General features: G+C 44.6%; 16 protein-coding genes. 13 read left to right on the top strand and 3 right to left on the bottom strand.

Annotation, left to right across the window (positions count from 1 at the left end; all coding sequences use genetic code 11):
* Window positions 1-131: 131 nt before the first annotated feature.
* From QZW82_RS10895 to QZW82_RS10880, 4 genes are all read left to right on the top strand, one after another.
* On the top strand, window positions 132-1,232 hold the full coding sequence (locus QZW82_RS10895; protein WP_293147893.1) for a saccharopine dehydrogenase NADP-binding domain-containing protein: 1,101 nt from the start codon (window positions 132-134) through the stop codon (window positions 1,230-1,232).
* A gap of 413 nt (window positions 1,233-1,645) precedes the next feature.
* The gene (locus QZW82_RS10890; RefSeq protein WP_293147891.1) at window positions 1,646-1,999 is read left to right on the top strand and encodes a hypothetical protein; all 354 of its coding nucleotides are present in this window, start codon (window positions 1,646-1,648) and stop codon (window positions 1,997-1,999) included.
* A gap of 420 nt (window positions 2,000-2,419) precedes the next feature.
* Window positions 2,420-2,941 (top strand): hypothetical protein, encoded by a 522-nt coding sequence (locus tag QZW82_RS10885; RefSeq protein ID WP_293147889.1) that lies wholly within the window; start codon window positions 2,420-2,422, stop codon window positions 2,939-2,941.
* 643 nt (window positions 2,942-3,584) lie between these two features.
* Window positions 3,585-4,910 (top strand): hypothetical protein, encoded by a 1,326-nt coding sequence (locus tag QZW82_RS10880; protein WP_366665002.1) that lies wholly within the window; start codon window positions 3,585-3,587, stop codon window positions 4,908-4,910.
* 165 nt (window positions 4,911-5,075) lie between these two features.
* Here QZW82_RS10880 and QZW82_RS10875 read toward each other — a convergent pair whose 3' ends face one another.
* Entirely contained in the window at window positions 5,076-5,420 is a 345-nt protein-coding gene (locus QZW82_RS10875; RefSeq protein WP_293147885.1) for a hypothetical protein, read from the bottom strand.
* Between the two features lie 113 nt (window positions 5,421-5,533).
* On the opposite strand from QZW82_RS10875, the gene QZW82_RS10870 reads away from it, so the two are divergent.
* The 9 genes from QZW82_RS10870 to QZW82_RS10830 all read left to right on the top strand — a co-directional run bounded on the left by QZW82_RS10870 (window position 5,534) and on the right by QZW82_RS10830 (window position 16,392).
* Window positions 5,534-6,427, top strand: coding sequence for an ion channel (locus QZW82_RS10870; protein WP_293147883.1), 894 nt, complete (start codon window positions 5,534-5,536; stop codon window positions 6,425-6,427).
* A gap of 248 nt (window positions 6,428-6,675) precedes the next feature.
* The gene (locus QZW82_RS10865; RefSeq protein WP_293147881.1) at window positions 6,676-7,002 is read left to right on the top strand and encodes a DUF433 domain-containing protein; all 327 of its coding nucleotides are present in this window, start codon (window positions 6,676-6,678) and stop codon (window positions 7,000-7,002) included.
* A 181-nt stretch (window positions 7,003-7,183) separates the two neighbouring features.
* The gene (locus QZW82_RS10860) at window positions 7,184-7,510 is read left to right on the top strand and encodes a DUF433 domain-containing protein (RefSeq protein ID WP_293147879.1); all 327 of its coding nucleotides are present in this window, start codon (window positions 7,184-7,186) and stop codon (window positions 7,508-7,510) included.
* Window positions 7,511-7,513: 3 nt separating this feature from the next.
* Window positions 7,514-7,864 carry a DUF5615 family PIN-like protein gene (locus tag QZW82_RS10855; RefSeq protein WP_293147877.1) on the top strand — a complete coding sequence of 117 codons (351 nt, stop codon included), beginning with the start codon at window positions 7,514-7,516 and terminating at the stop codon, window positions 7,862-7,864.
* Between the two features lie 241 nt (window positions 7,865-8,105).
* A complete protein-coding gene (locus QZW82_RS10850; protein WP_293147875.1) occupies window positions 8,106-9,281 on the top strand; it encodes an exonuclease SbcCD subunit D in 1,176 nt (391 codons plus the stop codon).
* Between the two features lie 107 nt (window positions 9,282-9,388).
* A complete protein-coding gene (locus QZW82_RS10845; protein ID WP_293147873.1) occupies window positions 9,389-9,589 on the top strand; it encodes a hypothetical protein in 201 nt (66 codons plus the stop codon).
* A 153-nt stretch (window positions 9,590-9,742) separates the two neighbouring features.
* Window positions 9,743-12,784 (top strand): SMC family ATPase, encoded by a 3,042-nt coding sequence (locus QZW82_RS10840; protein WP_293147872.1) that lies wholly within the window; start codon window positions 9,743-9,745, stop codon window positions 12,782-12,784.
* A 550-nt stretch (window positions 12,785-13,334) separates the two neighbouring features.
* Entirely contained in the window at window positions 13,335-14,507 is a 1,173-nt protein-coding gene (locus QZW82_RS10835) for a pyridoxal phosphate-dependent aminotransferase (protein WP_293147870.1), read from the top strand.
* A 16-nt stretch (window positions 14,508-14,523) separates the two neighbouring features.
* Complete coding sequence (locus tag QZW82_RS10830; protein ID WP_293147868.1) at window positions 14,524-16,392, top strand: aminopeptidase P family protein; 1,869 nt, start codon at window positions 14,524-14,526, stop codon at window positions 16,390-16,392.
* 85 nt (window positions 16,393-16,477) lie between these two features.
* Here QZW82_RS10830 and QZW82_RS10825 read toward each other — a convergent pair whose 3' ends face one another.
* Window positions 16,478-17,638 (bottom strand): hypothetical protein, encoded by a 1,161-nt coding sequence (locus QZW82_RS10825; protein ID WP_293147866.1) that lies wholly within the window; start codon window positions 17,636-17,638, stop codon window positions 16,478-16,480.
* Between the two features lie 6 nt (window positions 17,639-17,644).
* Complete coding sequence (locus tag QZW82_RS10820; RefSeq protein ID WP_293147864.1) at window positions 17,645-18,061, bottom strand: hypothetical protein; 417 nt, start codon at window positions 18,059-18,061, stop codon at window positions 17,645-17,647.
* Window positions 18,062-18,100 lie beyond the last annotated feature (39 nt).

The raw sequence follows: 18,100 nt of genomic DNA, 5'->3' as shown, positions 1-18,100 counted from the left end.
AGCCCATCTGCGCTCATGGGCGATCGCCAATCGAGAAGCATCTCCAATTATCATAAATTCATACTTGATGTGGATGAAAAGATAGATCCAAAGTTAAGATACTAAAAGATGGCGTTACCCCTTTTTGAGCGATGGCAAACCGAGTTTTGATTGTCGGCGGGCGCGGACGAATTGGCAACAGTGTTGCCCAAGATATTCTCACTTATACCGACGCAGAAGTTACTATTACCGGACGCGACCCCAATGGCTCTCTTCCTCCAGAGTTATCGCCGGATCGATCGCGCTATTTATCTTTAGATTTAGCAGACAGTGCAGCTTTGCGCCAAGCAATTTCAGCCTCTAACCTCGTCGTTCACTGTGCCGGGCCTTTTCACTACCGAGACGCGGGTGTATTGAAAACTTGCATCGAAGCAGGTGTTAATTATACCGATGTCAGTGACAGCAGCAGTTTTACTCGCAGAGCTTTAGACTGTCGGGAAACTGCTAAAAATGCCGGGGTGACAGCGATTATCAATACGGGTATTTTTCCGGGAGTTTCTAACAGCATGGTGCGCCGAGATGTGGAGCAATTAGATACCGCAGAACACATTCATTTGAGTTATGTTGTCGGCGGTTCCGGCGGTGCTGGCGTTACCGTCATGCGTACTACTTTTTTAGGTTTGCAAACTCCTTTTGATGTTTTGGTTGATGGCAAACTACAGCAAATCAAACCATACACCGATCGCGAAATGATAGAGTTTCCCGCACCCTACGGCAAAACAGGCGTTTACTGGTTCGATATGCCGGAAGCGATTACTTTGCCCGAAACTTTCCCCGTAAAAACAGTTATTACTAAATTTGGCACTTCTCCCGACCTTTACAATCACTTGACTTGGTTTGTTGCTAAATACTGGCCGGATAGCTGGCTGAAAAATAATTCTGTCATTGAGTTTTTGTCTTATGTCAGCTACGGGATGACGGCTGTTAGCAATAATTTTAGCGGTGTGGGCGTGGCTGTGCGATCGCAAGTGAGCGGCATCAAAAACGGTCAACCCGCAAAAGTGCGATCGACAGCGCTACACCCGAATGCTGCCACAGCAGCGGGTATCGGTACTGGCAGCATTGCTCAATTAATGTTAGAAGGGACATTAACAAAACCGGGGGTTTGGTCGGTAGAACAGGCTCTTTCTACTGAGCTGTTTGAAGGAGCTATGCAGAGTCGAAACCTTAAGATAGAGCAGGTTTTGTTGTAGTTTTATCGGGTATTTATGCAAGTTTTGATGTTTGGTGCATGGGCTTTTTTTGATGAACCGCGAAGACGCGAAGCACGCGTTCGGCGAAGCCGTTCCCGAAGGGTAGGAAGAGGAAAGAAGAGTAAGGGTTTGCCATTGATGGGAGAACTGCTAGATAGAGTTTTTTGCGGAAGGGGATCGCCCCTCACACTAGATGAGTTCCGCTGGTTTAACTAATCTATCTTTTGGTAGAAGTAATGGTAACAAGCAGGAGCTTAGTATGTTGCACATCACGATAAATATCCCTGTTCGCTCGATCGCTCTTTGGTAGCTGCGATAAAGATGGCGCTTTAACCGAGGTTCTTGATGCGCGATCGCCCGATCGGGACAACAAACACGATAATTTTTGCGACAAAATACGAGGAGACGTTGATATGAAGCGGGTTTTAAAAGCTCTCGGGCAAACATTGAGTCAAAGCATTTTGCTGGTATGTACGCTGGCTTTGCTCGTTCTGGCCGGTCTGGCCGTCGTACCCAGTCAGGCTGCTAGCGCAGGTCAATACAGCAGTCAGGCGCAGCCGGAGGCTAAAATTACTGACCCCGCAGAAAGTTTTGAGGATCTCAATCCCCAAGCAGCTTACGAAGATATCGTCAATACAGCTCAAAATCCTGCCAAGGTTGAGAAGGTTTACGATGAAAGTTTAAAGGAATACAAGCAAGAACACCCGCAAGAAAACATTGTTCAAAAAGCTGAAGACCTGATTGAAAAGGTCACGGGCAAGGAATAAATTAACAATTTGTCATCTAACTCAAGTTGGTAAATATGCAGCTTGGGTAACGACAAATAAGAGCAGAGATCGCGACTCATATTATGTCCGCTCTAACAATCCAAACAAAATTGGTTTGTAGTGAGGACTTTAGTCCGCAAAAAAGAAGGACTAAAGTCCTCACTACAAACCGTTTTTATTGCGAGTAAGAGACGAGACACGATCTCGTTTGAGCGTAATTATTTAGGGTGCGCTCCCGCCGCGCACCTTAGGTCATTTGAGTAGCGTGTTTAACCACTTACTATTTAGTCCGGGATAGTTTTATGCTTCCGCTTCGCCTGCTTTTTAAGCTAGCATATTCATCCCTAAGGAAGATGAAGAAATAGGAATTAAAAAGCTAAATTTAATCGTAGTTACAGTTAGATAAAAGGAAAAAATATCATGAGCAATGATAACAAAACGGTGAAGCAACCTGATGCTAACCTCGACCCGCTGTCAGGGGAAACCGGAGCTCATCCTGTGGGAACGGGTATCGGTGCTGCGAGTGCTGGTGCTGCTGGCGCTGCGATCGGCGGTGCACTTGGCGGGCCTGTAGGAGCTGTTGTAGGTGCTGTTGTAGGCGCGTTTGGCGGCGGTTTGGCGGGTAAAGGTGTCGCAGAGTCGATCGACCCCACGGTAGAAGATGCTTACTGGCAAAACAACCATAGCTCCCGTCCTTACGCGGACACCAGCACAACTTACGAGGACTATCAACCGGCATACCGCACCGGTTATGAGGGCTACAGCCGCTATCGCAGTACAGGTAAAAGCTTCAACGAGATCGAAAGCGATTTGCAGCGCGATTACGAAACAAATCGCGGTAAGTCGAATGTGACTTGGGAAAAAGCTAAGCACGCCACGCGCGACGCTTGGGATCGGGTTGAACGGGCTGTTCCTGGCGACATTGATCGAGACGGCCGCTAAAGGCGCCAGCAAGTATTTTTCAGTCTTGGACTGCTTGAGATCGGATATCCTGTCCGATCGATTAATCACAATAAGTAAGGAACGCACGTGCGGACTTCAGTCCGCAGCCGGATTGCGGACTGAAGTCCGCACTACGAACTGAGATCGGATACCTTGTCCGATCGATTAATCACAATAAGTAAGGCTCGTAGTGCGGACTTCAGTCCGCATCCGGATTGCGGACTGAAGTCCGCACTACGAACTTTTTTTTATGGTAATCGAGCGGAGATGATATGACACTATTTTCAACACGATTTTAGCAAAGTTATTGGGGATTTTGAACCCACTCTATACATCGGAGAGGGGTATTTTTAAATGAGTTAAAATCGCTTTTTTTAGGAAGCCAAATCTTTCCAAGGCTGGTTTTCCGGCTTGAATATCAAACTCTGATTAACATAAGAGTTTGAGGCTGACATTTTTTTTGACAATTAGGCTTAAAATTAAACTAATTCAGGACTCAGGCATCGATCGCATATTTCGGTCATTCTTCGCAATCTGCGTCATTCTATCGCAGCCGGAGAGTGAAAGCGTCAGTTGCTTCAAGTCCGATAATTGTTAAGAATCTAAATCCTTTCATTCAAAATTGGTATAACTTGTGGATGCAATGTTGGAAAGAGCTTGGACACTCAAGCAAAATTTAATTGACTTTGTGCTGGATGCTGAGGGAGAGTTGGCGGTAGCTTTAGAAGCTTTTGCCGCAATTCGCTCGACGGGCGAGCGCTACGATATTGCCCAACAAAATCAGGTAATTGACAGTTTTACAGTCGAAGGTAAAGTCGGAAACAAAACGCCGATCGACCTTTTTGTCGAAACTCAGCCGGATTTAACCGAGATCGAGATCGGTTTGCTAAAAAGTTGGGGCCAAAAAAGCTTCACCGGCTTGTTTGAAATCACTAAAATTTCCCCCGACAGCTTGGAACTGATGAACTGGCTGACGGCGAAGCACTACTCTGTCAAGCCCAACAGCGCTAATTTCCTGCCAGAAATGTCTCGCTTTAAGTTAGGAGAAATCTTGCGGGCTCGGATTGCGCCTCTCACCGATGACTGGTGGATACTGTCGGGGCCTCCGATTGTCATGGGGAAATTGGGCAAGCCGAAGTTGGCGGTGGCGATCGGCAATTTCAAGCAAAATTACAAAAATAACCTGTACAGCGACGCCCCAGAATTGTTAGAGCAAGCTTGGAAGTCAGTAGAACAGTATCACGACGATTTTACCGAATTTTTTGGCAGTGACGAAGTGACGCTATCGGGATATCACCTCAACAAACAGTTGGCCGAATTTCAGGAGGTAATGACTAAAAAACGCTTAGCTGATATTGGCATCGATCAAAGTAAATCTCTCGCGGATATCGTTGAAGATGCCGGAATCGATCCAGAAGAAATCAAAGCAGTCGCCATCGCAGCAGCAGGCGCCGATACTAAAGCAGTTGAGGTGGCGATCGACAGCAATGCGAGTTCAAAAATGGTAACGCCGAAAGTCGAATTGCCCGATCGCTTCAAAAAAGCCGAAAAGGTGACAGCGCTTTCTCATTCCCGCTGGGGACAAACCTTTTTGTCTAACTACAGCCAGTTTACCGAAATGCTTGCAGCCGAGGACTTTTCCACCATTCCCGGTTACGATAAACTCCTTCGCAGCTATCTAGAAGATCCGGCAATTAATGCCTGGATTTGGCGGCGGTTAGCTAAACTTAACCCAGCGAAATTACAACAAATTTTGCAAACAGTATTGCAGCGCACAGACTTTCAGATCGATCGCGATTTAGAGCCCCTGCTGCAAGAATTCAAAAAACCCTTAGAACCCGAACTCCCGGAAATTGCCAGCGTTCCCCTGCACCTGCACAACTTATTTCAGGAAGCTTTAGGCGAAGTTCACAAGTCAAAGTCCAAGCCGCAGGATAAAAAGAAAAGCTCTAAGGGTTTTAAATCCTGATTGTGCGATCGATCTTTGCGGGACGAACTCACGGCATTTGATATGAGAGTCGGTTTTAACCGACGATCTTTAATGCAAAACTATTGAAGAGGTTTGTAGTGAGGACTTTAGTCCTTCTTCACTCCAACCGGAAGGACTGAAGTCCTGACTGCAAACCCGTTCTTTTCACTCTTCAACTTGTCTGACAGCCATGCGTTGCAGCGGCAGGCTGAGGATGCTAGAAGCAGTCAACAAATAAGAAAGAACAGTAGTCAGCTTCAAACTCAGGAACAACCAGCTATCCTCTGGTAAGTGAAGTTTCAGCCCGAAAACAGAGATGCAGTAAACTATCCAGTAAGTAAAGCTCATCTTGATCAGGACTTCTTCGCTCAAAGTGCGATCGGCGAAGCTATCCCGTAGGGAATCGTCAGCCCCGTCAGAGGTGGGATTATCGCTCAGCAACAGTAGACCCGCAATAGCAGCGACAAAAGAAACGATCGCCAGATTATCATGCCAGTTAAGCTCAAGCATTTTTAAAACTCCGCTTTTATCGTAATTTTTGGAATTAGACATCAGTCTAAAGGATAAGTTTTCCAGCTCCAAGCAATAGTTACAATTTGACACAGCCGCAGTTACAAATCGCAATGAAAATTCACCGCAATCGCCCGCCACAGCCTCGTTTAGTCAGTCGCAAAGGACAATTCCCCCTAAGTATTGTCAAGTTGGGAGTACCTCGCCTGCATTTTGCCGATCTATATCACAGGCTGCTAACTCTTTCTTGGCCGCAATTTTTTATGCTGATTTGTCTGTCGTATGTACTGACAAATTCTTTATTTGCCTTAGCTTACTTAGCGGGAGGAGATTGTATTGCTAATGCACGGCCCGGTTCATTCAAAGATGCCTTTTATTTCAGCGTGCAAACAATGGCGACAATCGGCTACGGTGCCATGTATCCGCGCACGGAGTACGCTAACACTATAGTTGCGATCGAAGCGTTTTTTGGTTTGTGGGGAGTCGCTATGGTAACGGGACTGGCTTTTTCGAGATTTTCTCGACCAAGTGCTAGAGTTATCTTCAGCCGCGTAGCTATAATCGCTCCTTTCAACGGCGTTCCGACTCTGATGTACCGCGCAGGAAATCAGCGCTTCAACCAAATTTTAGAAGCGCAACAGCGAGCTACTTTGATCCGCGACGAAGTAACATCGGAAGGAGAATATATGCGGCGTTTTTACGATTTGCAATTAATGCGGAGTCAATCTCCTATTTTTGCCTTAACTTGGACGGTGATGCACGCAATTGATGAGAACAGTCCTTTGTACCAACTTACCGCCAAAGATTTGATCGAGCAGCAAGCCGAAATTGTAATTACGCTAACGGGAATTGACGACACAGTTTCGCAAACAATTCACGCCAGACATTCTTTTGTAGCGTCAGAAATTGTGTGGAATATGCGGTTTGTAGATATTATTCACAGAAAACCGGACGGTTCGCGAGTGGTTGATTATACTCTGTTTCACGATGTGAAGCCTGTTGAATAAAAGTTTTGAGTTATGGCTGTTATCAGAAAAATGAGGTACGTTGTTGGGCTTTAGCCCTAATAGTTTAGTGGTTTTACAAGCTGTCTGTTATACCTCATCTTTTTGAGAAACGCTATACATTGTTCTCGGATTTGGTGCTGGCGGTGCAGCCTACGATTTACCGTTAAATATGTTGAATTAAATCTGGTGGCAAGTGCTAGAATAATTTGATGGTGACAAAATGTAGATTTTCATCACTAATTACGAACATGACACTAAAAGAATTACAACCGCAACTCCTGGCGCTAAGTCCCGAAGAAAAGACTCAAGCCATACAATTTTTAGCCCAAAGTTTAACCAACTTTTGGTCGGGAATTCAAAAGACTCCTGGCGTAATGGGTGGCGAAGCTTGCATCAGACAAACTCGCATTCCTGTTTGGCTGTTAATAAGTTATCGCCGTCAAGGTGCTAGCGATGCTCATATTTTAGAAGGTCATCCAGATCTGAGTGCTGCCGATTTGGTAAATGCTTTTGCTTATGCTGAGGCACACGTTGATGAGATTGAAACAGCAATTCACGAAAATGAGGAGGATTAAAAGTGCAGGTTTTTGTATTTGTTTAATGAAGTTGTGAGTTACATTATTCTCTATTCTTGGCTGGTAATGCGTACCAGACAATTGGAACTTAAATAGGCTGAATAAATCTGGGTAGCAAGTGCTAGAATAGTTTGACAAGTACCAAACATATACTTTTTACCACTTAGTACGAATAACGAACATGACACTAAAAGAATTACAACCGCAACTCCTGGCGCTAAGTCCCGAAGAAAAGACTCAAGCCATACAAATTTTAGCCCAAAGCTTAACTAACTTTTGGTCGGGAATTCAAAAGACTCCTGGCGTGTGCGGCGGCGATGCTTGTATCAGACAAACGCGCATTCCTGTTTGGGTGCTGGTAAATGCTCGCCGTTTAGGTATTTCGGAATCTGAACTATTAGAAGATTATCCGACTCTGCGTGCCGCTGACTTGGCAAATGCTTGGGCTTATGCTGAGGCATATCCTGACGAGATTGAAACAGCAATTCAAGAAAATGAGGAGGATTAAAAAGTGGCACGTTTTTATGCAGATGAACAATACCCAAGGCGAATTGTAGAATTTCTAAGGACTTTAGGTCACGATGTCCTGACAGTACAGGAAGCAGGAAATGCTAATCAAAAAATTCCTGATGACGAAGTATTAGCTTTTGCATTGAGTATCGATCGCGCTATTTTAACACTCAATCGCCGTCATTTTATCAAGCTGCATACATTACAACCAGACCATGCTGGTATCATTGTTTGTAAAGATGATTCAAATAGAGAGCGGCTGGCAGCGCGGATTGATGAGGCTATTTCTAATCTAGAAACATTAACAGGTATGCTGATTCGAGTTAACCGCCCGTCTGGTGAAGATAAGTGATAGAATATCTCAGTTTGAAATTAACTTGTACACTTTATAAATAAATCCACTATCACTGCACCTAATCAAACATAAAATACAACTCGCGCTCAAGTTTACTATCTAAGTCTTCTTCCTTCTGTCAACTAAAAGGGCGGGCACGCACCATCCACCGCCGCTACTACAAATCAACTGTCAACTGTCAACTGTCAACTGTCAACTGTCAACTGTCAACTGTCAACTGTCAACTGCCGAACTTACTATGCGAATAATTCATACTGCTGACTGGCATTTGGGACGACGTTTTCGAGGGATCGATCGCACTTCTGAAATTGCGATCGCCCTGGAACAGATTTTGAAACAAGCCAAGGAGCTCGATGTCGATGCCGTGTTGGTCGCCGGTGACATTTTCGACGTTCCCAACCCTCCAGCCTACGCTGAACGCATTGCCTATCAATTTTTCTGCGGACTCCAAGCAGCCGAAATTCCCGCAATTGCGATCGCCGGCAATCACGATTCAGCATCCCGCATCGACAGCATCGCCCAACTGCTATCCCTTGCCGGCGTTCGCGCTTTGGGTAAACCCAGGCGATCGGCAGACGGCGGCACGATTACTCTGAATACAAAAAGCGGTAAACTGTGCGTAGGAGCGATGCCCTTTGCTTCGGAACAAAGACTGTTAGATGCCAATTCTCTGTGGCACTCCGGCGACGCCAACCGCCGTCAAGACTACCGCGAGATTGTAGCAGATTTACTGCAAAATTTAACCACAGATTTTCGAGACAATACTGTGAATATGCTGATGGGACACATGAGCATTGACGGCGCTCGCTTGGCCAAATCCGAAGTCGCTTACTACACGCGAGAACAATACCTGCTATCATCGCAAACTCTGCCGCCAGAAGCTCAGTATGTTGCCCTCGGACACATCCACATTCACCAGCAGATTGCTAAGAATTCTCCCGCTTATTATTCCGGTTCTTTGATTCAGTTAGATTTTGGAGAAGCCGAACAGGAAAAAGGATTTTACTCGATCGAAGTTGAGCCGGGAAGTCAGGCAAAGGTAGAATTTAGACCGGTGGCTTGCCACAAACCATTAAAAGTGCTTCAATGTGATAATGACAATCTTGATGCTACTTTAGAAGCTCATCAGTATCATCCTGGTTTTTTGAAGGTAATTGTCGAATTGGATAGCCCGCAAATCGGATTAGCCGATCGCGTGCGGCAAATCTGTTCTCAAGCAGTGTTAATTGAACCGCGCTATCGGGATGCACTGCTAGAACCAACAGAGAGCACTAATATCGATCCCAACAATTTCGATCCGGCAGCAGAGTTCTGTAATTACTATCAAAACCGCTTGGGAACGACACCACAACCCGCTGTATTGGAGGGATTTGAGAATTTGTACAAGAAGTTTAAGGAAACAGTTAATAGTTAAATATAGCCTTTCTCAGAAATCTGAGGTACTCATGGGCATCGGGCATCGGGCATCGGGCAAAGAGAGCATACATCACTTTTTTGAGAACCGCTATAGGTAATTGATAATTGGTGGACTTTTACCAAAATAATTGGTTTAAAGCCTCTCCTTTTAGCGAAAAATTAAAATCGGACTATTCATTACCCTTTGAGGGAGACATTAAAGTCAGACTATTCATTACTTCAATCCTATTCTTTCTAGGTAGAGGTTGCTCTCAAACTGTCAACTGTCAACTGTCAACTGTCAACTGTCAACTGTCAACTGTTTAATCAAATCCTCTTCCTTCCAGGTAGAGTTCACTGTCAACTGTTATCCCTAACAAACTTAAGAAAAGCCCATACCACTCGGAACAATATAATTGCCAAAATGCCCAATGCCCGATGCCCGATGCCCCATGCCCAATCCCCAAATCTAAAATCAGTATGCGTCCACTAGAACTTTTGCTCGAAGGATTTACCAGCTTCCGCCGGGAACAACGTTTAGATTTTTCTCAACTCGATTTGTTTGCAATTACTGGCGCTACTGGTGCGGGTAAATCTTCACTGCTAGATGCGATGACTTACGCACTTTTTGGTACGACAAATCGCAGTGGCAAACAAGTAGCTGATTTGGTAAGTCAAGGAAGCGAGAATTTAAAGGTGCAGTTACGTTTTGCTGTGGGTTTGGCACAGTATCGGGTGACGCGGAGGTGGCGTTTTCGTCCGAAATCTCCCGAGAACAAGGTGATTTTGGAGAGTTGGCAAAATGGCGATTGGGAAACTTTGGGGACGAGTATTGTTGCTGTTCAAAATACGATTGAACAGATTTTAGGAATGGATTTTGATACTTTTACTAGAGCCATTATTCTGCCTCAAGGCAAGTTTGATGAGTTTATTAAAGGGGATACTTCTAAGCGCCGAGAAATTTTGCGGCAGCTAGCGGGTTTTGAAATTTTTGAGCAGATGCGGAAGGAAGCAAACGAACTCGCGAAGTTGCTGAAACAAGAACGGGAAATGGTGGAAAGACAGTTGGCTGAGTTGAGCGCTCCGGCGGCGAATGAGGTGGAGCTAAAACGATCGCAACTTTGGATTTTAGAGCAGCAGTTGCCCCAGTTCGAGCGCGCTGTTATGGAAGCTCAGAAGGCTGTGGATGAAGAAGAACAGCTATTTTCCCAAATCACTCGCTGGCAAGAGTTGCAACAAGAATTAGCGAAATTAAATGCTAATTCCGCCGAGATAGCAATTTTAGCACAGCGCTTAGAAAGAGCGCAAGCTGCCAACCATTTACAGGGAGATTGGGCTTTAGTGCGATCGGCTCGCAGTCAGTATGAAACTGCGGAAAGTGCTGCTTTATCAGCGCGAGAGCGGTTAACTAAAGCTCGCTCGGAGCAAGCAACAGAGCAACAGCAATTTGAAGCTGCCAAAGCCAAATTTGAGGTATTAGCACCACAAATTAAGGCTCGCGAAGATGCTCTAGCTGCTGCGAAAGTATATGAAGAACAGCGCACTCAATTAGACAAAGAAGTTGCCCTCGCCCAGAACAATCAACAGGAAAAACTCCGCTTTCTCCAAGTAGCAGATAAAGAACTGCACGCTGCTAATACTAAAATTCAGGTGGCTGGTTTTCGGGTTACTCAAGTAGCGGCAATGCTCGAAAACTATTCGCCGGGAGGAAAGCGTTTTGAAAAATTGCAGGAAGTTGCACCTTTATTGATGGAACTTCAGCTAATTGCCAAACAGGTAAAAACTCAGCGCGAACAGTTGAATAAATCTGTCGCCGAAAAAGCAAGTGCCGAACAGAATTACGTGCAGGTTGCAACTAATTTAGCAGCAGCCGAAATCAGGCTAAAAGAGTGCAGTGCCGAGTTAGAAGCGGTGGAAACTGCTAATGCGGAAGCGGCGCGTTTAGAGAGTGTTGCTGCTGTCAGGATGTCGCTGAATGCTGGGGATAATTGCCCGGTGTGCGGGGGGGTGCATCCTGAGAGCGATTTGCTACCTGCTTTGCCGATTTCTAAGATTGTCGATGTTGCTGGTTTGCGCCGGAAAGTGGCGGCTGCAAATCAGGTTTTGCCAACTGCTCAAATGGCGGTGGCTGAGGCGAAAAGCGCAGTTTCAGCTTGCGAGCAAAAACAGTCAGAAATTGCTCTAGCATTGGAATTGACAGAGAAGAGAGTTGCTCAGTTGCAGCAGCAAATCACTCAAGTTCTGGAAAATCCTGAGTGGGAAGTCTTGCAGTTGCAGCAGGAGTTGGTTATACTTGCAGATAGCGATCGCCAATACCGCGAAACCGAGCAGCAATTCCAACTCGCATCCTTGGAATATAACAATTACGAACAAAGATTTAATTTTGCGGTGACGGCTCAAGCAGCTAAACAGCAAGAATATCAAGATGCGATCGCCGAATCAGACCGTCGGAAGCAGCAGTTGCAAAGTTGTGTGAATGCGCTTTATCAAATTACAGAATATCAACCCTATGCTAATTTAGCAAAAGCCTTAGCAGAAGACAAGCAAAAGCTGGCAAATCTACTGACAACTGCCGAAAAATCCTATCAAACCGCTCAAAATACTGCTATTCAAGCAGCCGAGAGAGAGCAACAAGCAGGGGAGGTTTTTGCACGAGCCCAAGCCAGCAAACAGCAGTTAAACCAGGATTGGTTAGCAAAATTAACAGCGGCTGATTTCACAGAAGAGACATTTTTAGCAGCGGTGGCGCCCGTTAGCGAACAATCGCAGTGGGAAAATGCGATTCGGTCTGTGCGCGAGTCAAAAATTCAGTTGGAGACGCGGGCGAAGGATTTAGGCGAGGCGATCGCAGGCAGGACTACCGATGAAGATACTTTAGCACAAGTGCGATCGGCAAAACACGCCGCCCAAGAAAACTTCAAACAAGCCAACAACAACCGCGCCGAGCTTTTAGCGTGGATTCAAGTAGCAGCCCAAACCCTCGAACAAGCCGAAAGACTGTCACAGCAAATTACAAATTTCACAGAACAAGAGCAAACCTACCACACCTTAGCGCAGAATCTCAAATCCAACGAATTTCAATCTTACATCTTAGAACATTTAGAAGCAGAATTAGTCGGCAGCGCCACCTTGATTTTGCAAGAATTAACCGAAAATCGGTACAAGTTGAAAAACCAAGACGGCGAATACTGGGTAACAGATAATTGGAATGGCGGCGAAGCTAGACGAGTGCGAACCCTTTCCGGTGGCGAAACCTTCGCCACTTCGCTATCAATGGCTTTAGCTTTATCAGAAAAACTATCTCAAGGAGCCCAACTTGGCAGCTTATTTCTTGATGAAGGATTCGGCACTTTAGATGCAGAAACCCTCGAAAGCGTCACTCAAATTTTAGAATCGTTGCGGCAGCGAGAAAGGCTGATTGGAGTAATTACCCACGTTAGAGGATTGGGCGAAAGATTGCCTGCCCAAGTTAAAGTATTCAAATCCCCCCAAGGTTCTAGAATAGAAGTTGAAAGAGTTTAGAAGACAGGGCGGTTGAAACCGCGTCTACACAAGCAAAACCCGCCTTTGCGGGTTGAAGATTGGGTAGTTAAAATTACGCTGTTTTTTTCAGTTATTTTCTTCAGTCCGCGGAGGCGGACTTCCCTTGTGTAGACGCGGTTTCAACCGCCGTCTACAAACAAATTTAATCCTAAAAACCGAGTACATCTCACTGTTGAAGAGGGCGAAGCATGACCGCATATAAGTTATTAGTTATAATCTCATATTCACGGAGGTCATGCTTCGCCCCTACAAACATATTTTCTTGCACAAGCCGCTGCACCCGATGCACCTTACTAAACTTATGGAAAAAATCGCAACTTATCTCGAAATCATCTGTATTACATCTGCGATTACTCCATCAATCAAAGATTTATGTAAAAAGTCTGCTGTATAAATTTGCCTGTAAAATCACCTATGATACAATACAGTTCAGACCTCAAAAAAGTAAAAGCGATATAAAAAATAGAGACGGAGATTGCTTCGTTCCTCGCAATGACAATTCTAACTGAACGGTATTTCCCTATAATATATGATCGAAAATCACCCAACTCGAATGCAATCCGTACAATCGCCAATAATTCCAGTAGTTGGCGAACTAATCCGGCAAAATCCGGGAACGATATCCTTAGGACAAGGCATAGTTTACTACAATCCGCCCCAAGAATCATTTAACAAAATTCCCGAATTCTTCGCAAATCCCGACAATCACAAATACAAAGCCGTCGAAGGAATCCCAGAATTACAAGATGCCATCGCAGCCAAACTCAAAACAGATAACGGCATAGAAATTAACAGCACAAACTGCATAGTCGTTACCGCCGGCAGCAACATGGGATTTACCAACGCCATTCTCGCCATCACCTCGGCGGGAGACGAAGTTATCATTCAATCACCTTATTATTTCAACCACGAAATGGCTGCTGTCATGGCAAATTGCCGCCCGGTGATAGTAGAAACCGATGCCAACTATCAACTCAATATTGCTGCGATCAAAAAAGCAATCACCGACAAAACGCGAGCAATTGTCACTATTTCACCCAACAACCCAACAGGCGTGGTTTATTCTGCTGAATCTCTCCGGGAAGTCAACGAGATTTGCCGCAAACACAATATCTATCACATCAGCGATGAAGCCTACGAATATTTTACCTATGACGGCGTGAAACACTATTCGCCCGCAACTTTTTCCAATAGCAGCGAACATACAATTTCCCTGTTTAGCCTTTCCAAAGCCTACGGTTTTGCGAGTTGGCGCATCGGGTATATGGTAATTCCACAGCATTTGCTGGTTTCGGTGAGGAAAATTCAAGATACCATCTTAATTTGTCCGCCGGTAATTTCCCAGTATGCAGCCCTGGGAGCCTTGCAAGTTGGTAGAGGTTACTGCGATAATTATGTAAGGGCGATCGCATCTGTGCGCCAACTCGTATTAGACGAACTCAATACCATCCAAAATCTGTGTACAATTTCCCCAGCCGCTGGGGCTTTCTACTTTTTCTTGAAAGTTGACACCGAACTCGATACAATGGAATTAGTAGAGCGATTAATTCGCGAACATCATGTAGCAGTGCTTCCCGGCACAACCTTCGGCATGGATAATGACTGCTATTTGCGCGTTGCTTACGGTGCCCTAGAAACTGCAACAGCCACCGCAGGAATTAGCAGGCTGGTCAAAGGTTTGAAGACAATTTTAAATCAGTAATATAGGATATCAAAAAATGGTTGCAACTAACTTTAAATCTGAACGCATTCTTAAGAATGCCTCCGTTGAAAAAATTGCTACTTTGCGTGCTTTGATGGCAAACTATGACTTAGATTGCTATTTCATCCCAGCAGTTGACGAACACTTAAATTTATCAGTCCCAGCAGCAAAGCAGCGACGAGCTTGGATTTCCGGTTTTACGGGTTCGGCTGGCGATTTGTTAGTTGGCAAAAATTCCGCTTGGTTGTTTGTGGATTCCCGCTATTACGAACAAGCAGAGTTACAAGTCGATACGGGAATTATTCAAATATCGAAACTCGGCTTAGAAGGAAATTTAAGCTTGATTGAAACCTTAGAAAAACTGGCAACTGAATCCGCACAAAAATCAACTAAAATTAGATTCGGTTTCGATCCGTTTACCGTCGCCACAGAGCAATATCAAAATTGGGTGAACAAATTTGCAACAGCGGGAATTGAACTCGTACCGATACCGGAGAATTTAGCAGACAAGGTTCGACAAACAACAGAGACTTTACCCGCGATTGACGAATCTCCTATATTTAGCTTACCAGCATCCCTGACCGGAGAAACCGCCGCCCAAAAATTAGTCCGAGTCAGAGAATCGATGCAGAAAACCAACATCGACTTGCTCCCGATTACCAACCTCAATCAAATAGCGTGGCTGTTCAATCTGCGAGGCTCGGATATTCCCCACATTCCCATTTTCATATCCTACGCGATTGTCACGGCAGATGCAGCATTTTTGTTCACAAATCTCGAACGAGTTTCACCGGAAATCGAGCAAGAATTGGCGGGGGTTGCAACTTTACTTCCCTACTCCGACTATCCATCAACCTTGGAACGTTGTTTTAATTTGCCGAAACAAGTTCGGGTGCTATTGGACTCGAAACACAGTACGGCAGGCACGTACCAGTTAATTTTAGACCAGCAAAAAGCTAAAAATAACATTGAAATAGTTTTCGATCCGAATCCCGTGGAAGGGATGAAAGCTCGGAAAAATCCGGTGGAAATCGAGCAGATGCAATCTGCCAATTTTAAGGCAAGTAGAGCTAAAACTCTAACTTTAAAGTGGTTGACAGAACAGCTAGAAAATGGTAAAGTCCTGACGGAGTTTGATGTTAAAGAAAGTATCGAAAGTTTTTATCAACAAGAAGCTGACTTTCATATTTTAACATTTAGAACGATCGCAGGTGCGGGAGCAAATAGCTCGATCGTACATTACGGCACTCCCAGCCCCGAAATCACGCTAAAACCCGGAGAATTGCTGCTGCTAGACTCAGGCGCACAGTATCTAGCGGGAACAACCGACGACACCAGAACCATGATAGTCGGGGAACCGACAACGCAGCAAATCGAACACTACACCACAGTTTTAATCGCACACATCAACTGTGCCATGCAGCAATTCCCGAAAGGTACAACCGGATCGCAGTTAGATGCGATCGCCCGTGCGGTATTATGGCAACAACAGCTAGATTACGGACACGGCACAGGCCACGGAGTCGGCGCATTTTTAGCCGGTCACGAAGGCCCCAACGGCATCAGCAAATTTGTCCAATATCCCCTCGAACCGGGAATGATAACCAGTATCGAACCGGGATATTACGAACCAGGCTGGGGCGGAATTCGCCTCGAAAATCTCTATGTTGTCAGGGAAATGCCGTCTAAAAACGGTACGGCTTGGTACGGATTTGAACCGCTGACGTATATTCCGTTCGAGCAAAAATTGATAAATGTCGATCGGCTGTCAACAACTCAATTACAATGGTTAAACAACTATCACGCTTCGGTAGTTGAGAAACTCGCCCCCGTATTCGATACTGCCACAATCACCTGGTTGAAAAAAGCCTGCGCTGCGTATTGAAAAAATAGGTACGTTGTTGGGCTTTAGCCCTCTTTCAAGATATAAATAAAGAGGGCTAAAGCCCAACAACGTACCTTGATTTGGATTATAATAAATTCGCCTTAAGCAAACGTCTTTTCAATCCAGAGCGACTGCTATATTGATCGTGAAGTTGTTGAAGCCGTTTTAAAAATTTAACTGTTTGGTTTTGATGAGCCGCTAAATCTCGGAGGTTTAAAAGTAACGGCACTACTTCATCGTAAGAGCTAGAAGTTCCTTTTTGAATAAGAGCGTCTATATCTTCCCAAGCAGCCGTTTCTCGCTTAGCCAAAGCTTCTAATTCTCTGATTCGTGCAGCTTTAGCTAGCTCTTTCTTTGTGTATTCTTCCTCTATTTCTGCCTTTTTTGCACTTTCTAAAAGCTGACGAATTGTTCGTTTACCAGGATTCTCCTCTTTCTTAACTTCTATCATTCCTGATAATTTCTTAGTCAATTCAATAGAGAGATTAGCTTCTCCATTGAGCAACCGCAGTAAAAAAGTATCGACTTCAGAACGATTGAGTTTTTTGATAGCTTCTTTGAAGCTACTTTCAGGAATTGAAGGTTTAGCAACACTCGCACTTATTGCAGCTTTCAGTAGATGCTCATCCACTTCAAAAATATCGATAAAAGCCTGTAACGATGGAGATAACTTGCCAAAATTAGGAGGAACAGGTGGCTCTAGCCCTTGTTGTTCATCATCATTATCATCATCATCATCATTATCATCATCATCTTCATCTTCGTCGTCTAATCCCTCAAGATAGGTAATTGCTTTCAACCAAGCCAAATAAAGTAAACGATAATCTCCCTGCAAAATTTCCTGACGCAAACCTATCAAAGAGGATAAACTTCCTTCTCCCTCTATCCATCCATCAAAACCTCCTTCCTCATTAATAGAAATTTCTAAAATGACAAAATTATTAAGTTCAGAAACCTCCACTATATCTTCAATGCAATATTTCTGCATCTGTTCCACATCAATCAAACCTTTAGGGAAACGAAACATTAGTTGTGTTGTTCCCCAATTAGCTATGTAAAACATAGCATCGAAATATTTGACTAATAATTCTTTTTCATTGCCCGGTAAATCTCCATAGCTATAGACAAAAATAGCTTTACTAGAGCTGATTCTCGCGCGACTAGAGAGTTTGCTGATTGCTTCTTGTTCCGATTGAGTCAAACGTCGATCGACACTTTGAAACTCGTAATATTGATATTCGCTCATTTTGGGTTACTCCAAGTACATGGAAGAGGAGGCAAACGCTTCTTCAGGCGTACCATAGAAACTGCCATTGTTGAACACACAAAGCTCATATTTTTCATTACTATATGTATAAAAGCCCAGGCTCCAAGCTTCTTCATCACTAAAATAACGCAGCCGACAGAGTTGCATTGGGGTATTTCGCCTTCGTTCTAAATATTCCTCACGAGATACGCGCAAATCTTTCGCCGGAAAATCTAGGGGGACATCAGGTTCTGTATAGGCATCAATGTAACAAAACTGACTGCGAAAGCGGATGCCTAGGCGAGTGTATTTACCAGCGTAGTTAGCAGCAGCATAATTTAGAATACGCTGCTTCACCCGTTCTTGAACTGCCGGTGGGATTTTAACTCCTCCTGAATGTGGATCTTTTACCCAAGGGGACATTTGACTGCTCCTGTAGACCGATCGCACAATTAGTTTATA

The sequence above is a fragment of the Microcoleus sp. bin48.metabat.b7b8b9.023 genome (assembly GCF_013299185.1).
GTDB lineage: Bacteria > Cyanobacteriota > Cyanobacteriia > Cyanobacteriales > Microcoleaceae > Microcoleus.
The sequence above is the reverse complement of the archived record's forward strand: the minus strand, read 5'-3'. Positions and strand labels throughout refer to the sequence as shown.

Bases quoted from the DNA above. Each gene is read 5' to 3' on its own strand.
- QZW82_RS10895 (WP_293147893.1), top strand. From the start codon at position 132: ATGGCAAACCGAGTTTTGATTGTCGGCGGGCGCGGACGAATTGGCAAC.
- QZW82_RS10890 (WP_293147891.1), top strand. From the start codon at position 1,646: ATGAAGCGGGTTTTAAAAGCTCTCGGGCAAACATTGAGTCAAAGCATT.
- QZW82_RS10885 (WP_293147889.1), top strand. From the start codon at position 2,420: ATGAGCAATGATAACAAAACGGTGAAGCAACCTGATGCTAACCTCGAC.
- QZW82_RS10880 (WP_366665002.1), top strand. From the start codon at position 3,585: ATGTTGGAAAGAGCTTGGACACTCAAGCAAAATTTAATTGACTTTGTG.
- QZW82_RS10875 (WP_293147885.1), bottom strand. From the start codon at position 5,420: ATGCTTGAGCTTAACTGGCATGATAATCTGGCGATCGTTTCTTTTGTC.
- QZW82_RS10870 (WP_293147883.1), top strand. From the start codon at position 5,534: ATGAAAATTCACCGCAATCGCCCGCCACAGCCTCGTTTAGTCAGTCGC.
- QZW82_RS10865 (WP_293147881.1), top strand. From the start codon at position 6,676: ATGACACTAAAAGAATTACAACCGCAACTCCTGGCGCTAAGTCCCGAA.
- QZW82_RS10860 (WP_293147879.1), top strand. From the start codon at position 7,184: ATGACACTAAAAGAATTACAACCGCAACTCCTGGCGCTAAGTCCCGAA.
- QZW82_RS10850 (WP_293147875.1), top strand. From the start codon at position 8,106: ATGCGAATAATTCATACTGCTGACTGGCATTTGGGACGACGTTTTCGA.
- QZW82_RS10840 (WP_293147872.1), top strand. From the start codon at position 9,743: ATGCGTCCACTAGAACTTTTGCTCGAAGGATTTACCAGCTTCCGCCGG.
- QZW82_RS10835 (WP_293147870.1), top strand. From the start codon at position 13,335: ATGATCGAAAATCACCCAACTCGAATGCAATCCGTACAATCGCCAATA.
- QZW82_RS10830 (WP_293147868.1), top strand. From the start codon at position 14,524: ATGGTTGCAACTAACTTTAAATCTGAACGCATTCTTAAGAATGCCTCC.
- QZW82_RS10825 (WP_293147866.1), bottom strand. From the start codon at position 17,638: ATGAGCGAATATCAATATTACGAGTTTCAAAGTGTCGATCGACGTTTG.
- QZW82_RS10820 (WP_293147864.1), bottom strand. From the start codon at position 18,061: ATGTCCCCTTGGGTAAAAGATCCACATTCAGGAGGAGTTAAAATCCCA.